The organism is Erythrobacter donghaensis, from assembly GCF_002155425.1.
In the GTDB taxonomy this organism is placed as follows: Bacteria; Pseudomonadota; Alphaproteobacteria; order Sphingomonadales; family Sphingomonadaceae; genus Erythrobacter; species Erythrobacter donghaensis.
Genome location: NZ_MUYG01000001.1, coordinates 1 through 4654, shown reverse-complemented (window position 1 = coordinate 4654; position 4654 = coordinate 1). Strand labels below are relative to the sequence as shown.

The following is a 4654-nucleotide window of genomic DNA, read 5'->3' as shown; positions in this document are numbered from 1 at the left end:
GGCGGCCACAGGATGTGACCGCCCTCAGTTGTCAGTCCGCCGCTCATCGGGAAAACGCGGCGGAGCGGGGGCAGGTCTATTATTCGCCCGTAGCGTCCGTGGCCGGGGCAGGCTGAGCGCCTTCAGCGACAGCACTGCCGCTGGCGTTGCCAGCCACCAGCGCGTTCCCCGAGGCGCTGAACATGCCGGCAGGCAGCGTGCGGGTAACCTTGCCCTGCTTGACCACGACCTGCTCGATTTCGCCGCGACCGTTGGCGACAACCTGGCGCACCTTGCCGAGCGAGGCGCCTTCCGACGTCATCACCGGCATGCCGGGAGCGACGGTGGCCGCGCCCTCGCCAGCGGCAGCAGCCGAGCCAGCCACCGCAAGCAGCGGGTTGGTGAGCGAAGCCGCGCCATTGCCTTCAGCCGAACCGCCCCCGTTGCCGCTGATCATGCCCGCACCCGGCAGGGTAGACATGCCGGGCATGGGCGCCGCAGCGACTGCATCGCTTGCGGCTCCGGTGGCGGTTCCCGCTGCATTGGTGGCAAGGCCGCGCGCTTCGCCAGCCGCAGGTGCCAGCGCGCCCGTCACTGCATCGGTGCCGATCAGCTGGGCATTGGCAGAGCCTTGTCCGCTCGCCGAACCGGTTCCGTTCGCGCTCGCCATCCCGGTCATCGGCGGAACGACGAGGTCGGCAAGGCTGGCGGTGGAGCCGGTGAGCGAACCGCCTGCGCTGCGCTCGGCCGAGACCGTGCCGCGCCGCGCGTCAACCGACTGGCTGCCACGGGTCGTGCCTTCGCCGCGCACAGTGCCGTCGACCGCGCCGCGCACGCTGCGAGTGGAAGTGTCGAGCGTTCCACCGACGGTACCACCAATGGTGCCGCCGAGGCCCCCGCCAAGACCGCCGCCGCCCAGCAGCTGCGCATTTGCGGTAGCGGGAAGGAGCGCAAGAACGCTTGCGGCCAGAATGAGCTTCTTCATGTCCATATCCTTTCGTCAGTTACAGCGAGCCGGTGTGTTCGCTCGCTCGAAAGGAAAACGGACGGGCCGCGAGGTTTAATTCACGCGGATGGAAAATTTATCTCATTTCTTGCCGCAGCCGCCGCAAAGCAGACCGCGGCCGAACACCTTGTCTGCGCCCTTGGCGCCAAGGTCGCGCGCTTCTGTGTCGAGCGCGGCGCGCCAGCGCTGGCCATTCGAGAGAGCGGCGGCCACCCGTGCGGCAGCCAGCGGCGTGGCGAAGCTGGTGCCACGCCACAGCTTGCTCCGTCCCTTCGCGTCGAACGCATACACGTCCGCCCCTGGAGCAGCATAGTCGAGATGCAGCGCCCGTCCGGCCTCGATCAGCGCGCGTCCCTTTCGGTCTGCGCCGGTGATCGCCAGCACGCCGTCGTAGGAGGCGGGATAGGCGGCCGGCGCGGCGGGGCCATCATTGCCGACCGCTGCGACGATGATGATGCCACGCTCGCGCGCCGCCTTGATGGCGCGTTCAACCAGCGGATTGCGGGGGCCGACGAGACTGATCGTCACCACCTTGCAGCCGCTGGCAGAGAGCCAGCCGAGCGCCTTTGAAATTGCCAGCGCATTGCCGCCTGCGGGTTCCTGCCCATAGACATCCGCCACCCGGATGGTCCGCACCCCGGTCGCCCGCAGAAGGCTCGCCACCGCGCTCCCGTGGTCCGAGGCCGTTGGCGCACCCTCGGCAAATCCCTTGATCGCGGCAACCGGCACGGCATTGCCCGGTGCGCCATCGATGATGCCGATGGGGACGGTGATCGGCGCGGCCTGAGCGGCGGCAAGCGACACCGCGAGCGGGGCCGAGGTAGAAGCCGCAACAACCGTTCCGGCGGCGAAGTGCAGATTGTCCGCGCCCAGTTCCAGCTCCGGCACGATGGCGGCGGCGCGCGCCTGTGCCTGTGCGAGCGACTGGCCCGACTGTATCCCGAGCCGCGTGACCGCGATGTCCAATCCCTCGATCCGCTCACGGCCGAGCACACGAAATCCCGCCGCTTCCAGCTGTGCGATCTGGGCAGCGCTGGCCTCGATCGCGAGCAATTCGCCCCGCCGGGCGAGCTCCCCGCGCACATCGCGCTCGATCACGTCGCTGTTCTGGCGCAGCAGCCGCGCCAGCGTCTGATCGCGGACCCGCAGCAGGCGCCGCGCCTCGCGCGCGGTCAGGCGGTCGGCGGTCTCAAGCGTGTCGTCCACCGTGCCCGTGACATTGCCGACAATCCCGCCCACGCCAGGCACGCGCGGCAATTGCAGCTGCGCGGCGAGCGGTGCGGCGGCTAGCGCCATCGCGGCAAGAATGGTGGGCAGAAGCGGACGCATCTCTATTTCCTTCGATCATTTCATCTTAAGCATGGATGAAACGAACGCCGCCATCCGTTTCATCCTTCAGAAAGGCACAAAACGCTGTCCAGAAGCTTCGAACAGCAAGCTCTTGAGCTGCTGCCGCGGTTGCGGCGGTTCGCGATCGGTCTTGCCGGTTCGGCTGCCGATGGCGACGACCTGTGCCAGATGACCATAGAGCGCGCTCTGTCCCGCCGCGACCAGTGGCAGGAAGGAACGCGGCTCGACAGCTGGATGTACAGGATCATGCGCAATATCTTCATCGATGAGCGACGGGCGAGCACGCGACGCGGCGAGACCTTCGTCGACGAGGAAGCCGGTCTTGGAGTGGGTGCCGATGGCGGGCAGGAGGCTGGGGTCGAGCTGGCGCTGGTCGACCGGGCAATGGCACGCCTGCCCGCCGATCAGCGCGAGGCGGTGCTGCTGGTGATGGTCGAGGGCTATTCCTACAAGGAAGCCGCCGCGATCGTAGGCTGTCCGGTCGGCACACTCAATTCGCGGCTCGTGCGCGGGCGCGACGCGCTGATGGCGCTGTTGGAGGTGAACGAATGAACATCACCGATGACATTCTTGCCGCCTATGCCGACGGCGAGCTGGACGAGGTCGAGGGCGCGCGCGTCGCGGCGGCGGTCGCGGCCGATCCGGCGCTGGTCGCCAGGATCGCGGCGCACCGTGCTCTCAAGGAACGGCTTGCAGCCCACTACGCGCCGATTGCCGAACAGGCCGTCCCGCCGCATCTCGCCGCGCTGCTTTCCGGCGGGCAGAACAAGGACAAAGCGGATGGCGGCGACGTGATCAGCTTTGCAGCCGCACGCCAGAAGCGCGGCCTCGTGCCGGTGCTGCGGCGCTGGGGGCCGATCGCGGGGCCTGCGCTGGCGGCCTCGCTGGTCTTGGCGGTGCTGCAACCATGGAACGGCGCGAGCCCCGAAGGCTATGCCGAACCGGCGCTCGCCGCTGCACTCGACAGCCAGCTGGTCGCCACCCAGCCCACCGATGCTGAGACCCGCATCCTGCTCAGCTTCGAACGCGACGGCGGCGGGTTGTGCCGCGCGTGGCGGGGCGGCAGCGAGGGAGGGATCGCCTGCCGCGACGACACCGGCTGGAAGATAGAACAGCAATTCGCGCTGGGCGAAAGTGCCGGGGGGCAGTTCCGCCAGGCCGGAAGCGAGGCCGATCTGCTCGCCGCCGCACAGGATATGGCCGCAGGCGGCGCGCTCGACGCCGAAGCAGAAAAGGCCGCAAGCGAACGCGGCTGGAAGCCCTGAGCGCGCGAATGTCATTCGCGATAACATGATCACGCCCCAAGTCGTGCGCTAGGTCTGCGGGAATCCTGTTTCGCGCTGGCGGCACTTCACGGCGAGGGCGCGAACAACGTCGCTTATCATGCGTTGCGCTCATCGCCGCAGCACATCCTGCTTGATGCATAGTGCCTTCAACCGGCGGAGTGCGCGGTTGCAGCCATAATCAAGATAGAATGGATGAAATCGGAAGACCCGTTCGTTTCAGAGATGAAGCAGCCCCGGCTGCGACCTTTCAATTCTGGAGCGACATCATGCGCAAGTCGAAATTCATTCTCGTCCTTACTCTCATCGGCGGTCCCGCATTTGCTCAAGAGGCCGCGCCAGCCTCTTCCGACGACCCGAAGCCAGAGACCGCAATCACCTTGTTCGTAGCCGCGGATTACGTCACCGGCGACCTCGCGGACCGCGAATATGACACAGTAAGCTTTTCCACCGGCGCTCGAGTGACCTCAGGCAGATTCTCCTTCGCCGCTTCAATCCCTTACATCGTCACATCTGCTCCGGAAGATTTGATTGTGAGCGGTGGCGGGCTGCTGGGCACGGCGCTCCTGTCGCGCCCATCCACTCAGCCCGGCACGGTTACCCGCGAAGGGATCGGCGATCTCACATTGCAGGCCGATTATCAGCTCCCGGTGGGCCGATTAAACGCGTCATTCGGCGGCATCATCAAGGTGCCCACTGCTTCGCGAGAAGCCGCCCTTGGTACCGGCGAGGTGGATTTGGGCATTAATGGCCAAATCTCGCAGCGTTTCGGCAATGTGATCCCGTTCGTCACCGCCGGTTACACCGTCGTAGGCGAACCCGCTGGCTTTGATGTTCGCAACACCTTGTCTGGCGCTGTCGGTAGCCAATTTCTTGTGAGCAATCTGAGTTCAGTGACAGTTTCCTACAGTTACGATCAGGCTGCGACCGAGCTGGTTGGGGACAATCAATCCGTCGGCTTGGGTTTCGCCACCAGTCTGACCAATCGGCTACAGCTTGGCGTTGATGCAAGGGCCGGGCTGTCGACCGATGCCCC

At 66.4% G+C, this 4654-nt stretch carries 5 protein-coding genes; 3 read left to right on the top strand and 2 right to left on the bottom strand.

What is annotated here, in order from left to right:
- Window positions 1-79 precede the first annotated feature (79 nt).
- Together BZF59_RS00025 and BZF59_RS00020 are read right to left on the bottom strand one after the other, a co-directional pair.
- On the bottom strand, window positions 80-964 hold the full coding sequence (locus BZF59_RS00025) for a hypothetical protein (protein WP_143738029.1): 885 nt from the start codon (window positions 962-964) through the stop codon (window positions 80-82).
- 102 nt (window positions 965-1066) lie between these two features.
- Window positions 1067-2314: a S8 family serine peptidase gene (locus BZF59_RS00020; protein WP_245805943.1), complete on the bottom strand. Its 1248-nt coding sequence runs from the start codon at window positions 2312-2314 to the stop codon at window positions 1067-1069.
- Window positions 2315-2443: 129 nt separating this feature from the next.
- Between BZF59_RS00020 and BZF59_RS00015 the strand changes: the two genes are divergently transcribed.
- The 3 genes from BZF59_RS00015 to BZF59_RS00005 all read left to right on the top strand — a co-directional run.
- On the top strand, window positions 2444-2887 hold the full coding sequence (locus tag BZF59_RS00015) for an RNA polymerase sigma factor (protein WP_245805944.1): 444 nt from the start codon (window positions 2444-2446) through the stop codon (window positions 2885-2887).
- Window positions 2884-3600, top strand: coding sequence for a hypothetical protein (locus BZF59_RS00010; protein WP_086606208.1), 717 nt, complete (start codon window positions 2884-2886; stop codon window positions 3598-3600). The genes BZF59_RS00015 and BZF59_RS00010 overlap by 4 nt, the downstream gene beginning before the upstream one ends.
- Window positions 3601-3809: 209 nt before the next feature.
- The coding region (locus BZF59_RS00005; RefSeq protein ID WP_143738028.1) for a transporter at window positions 3810-4654 on the top strand (845 nt) is incomplete at its 3' end.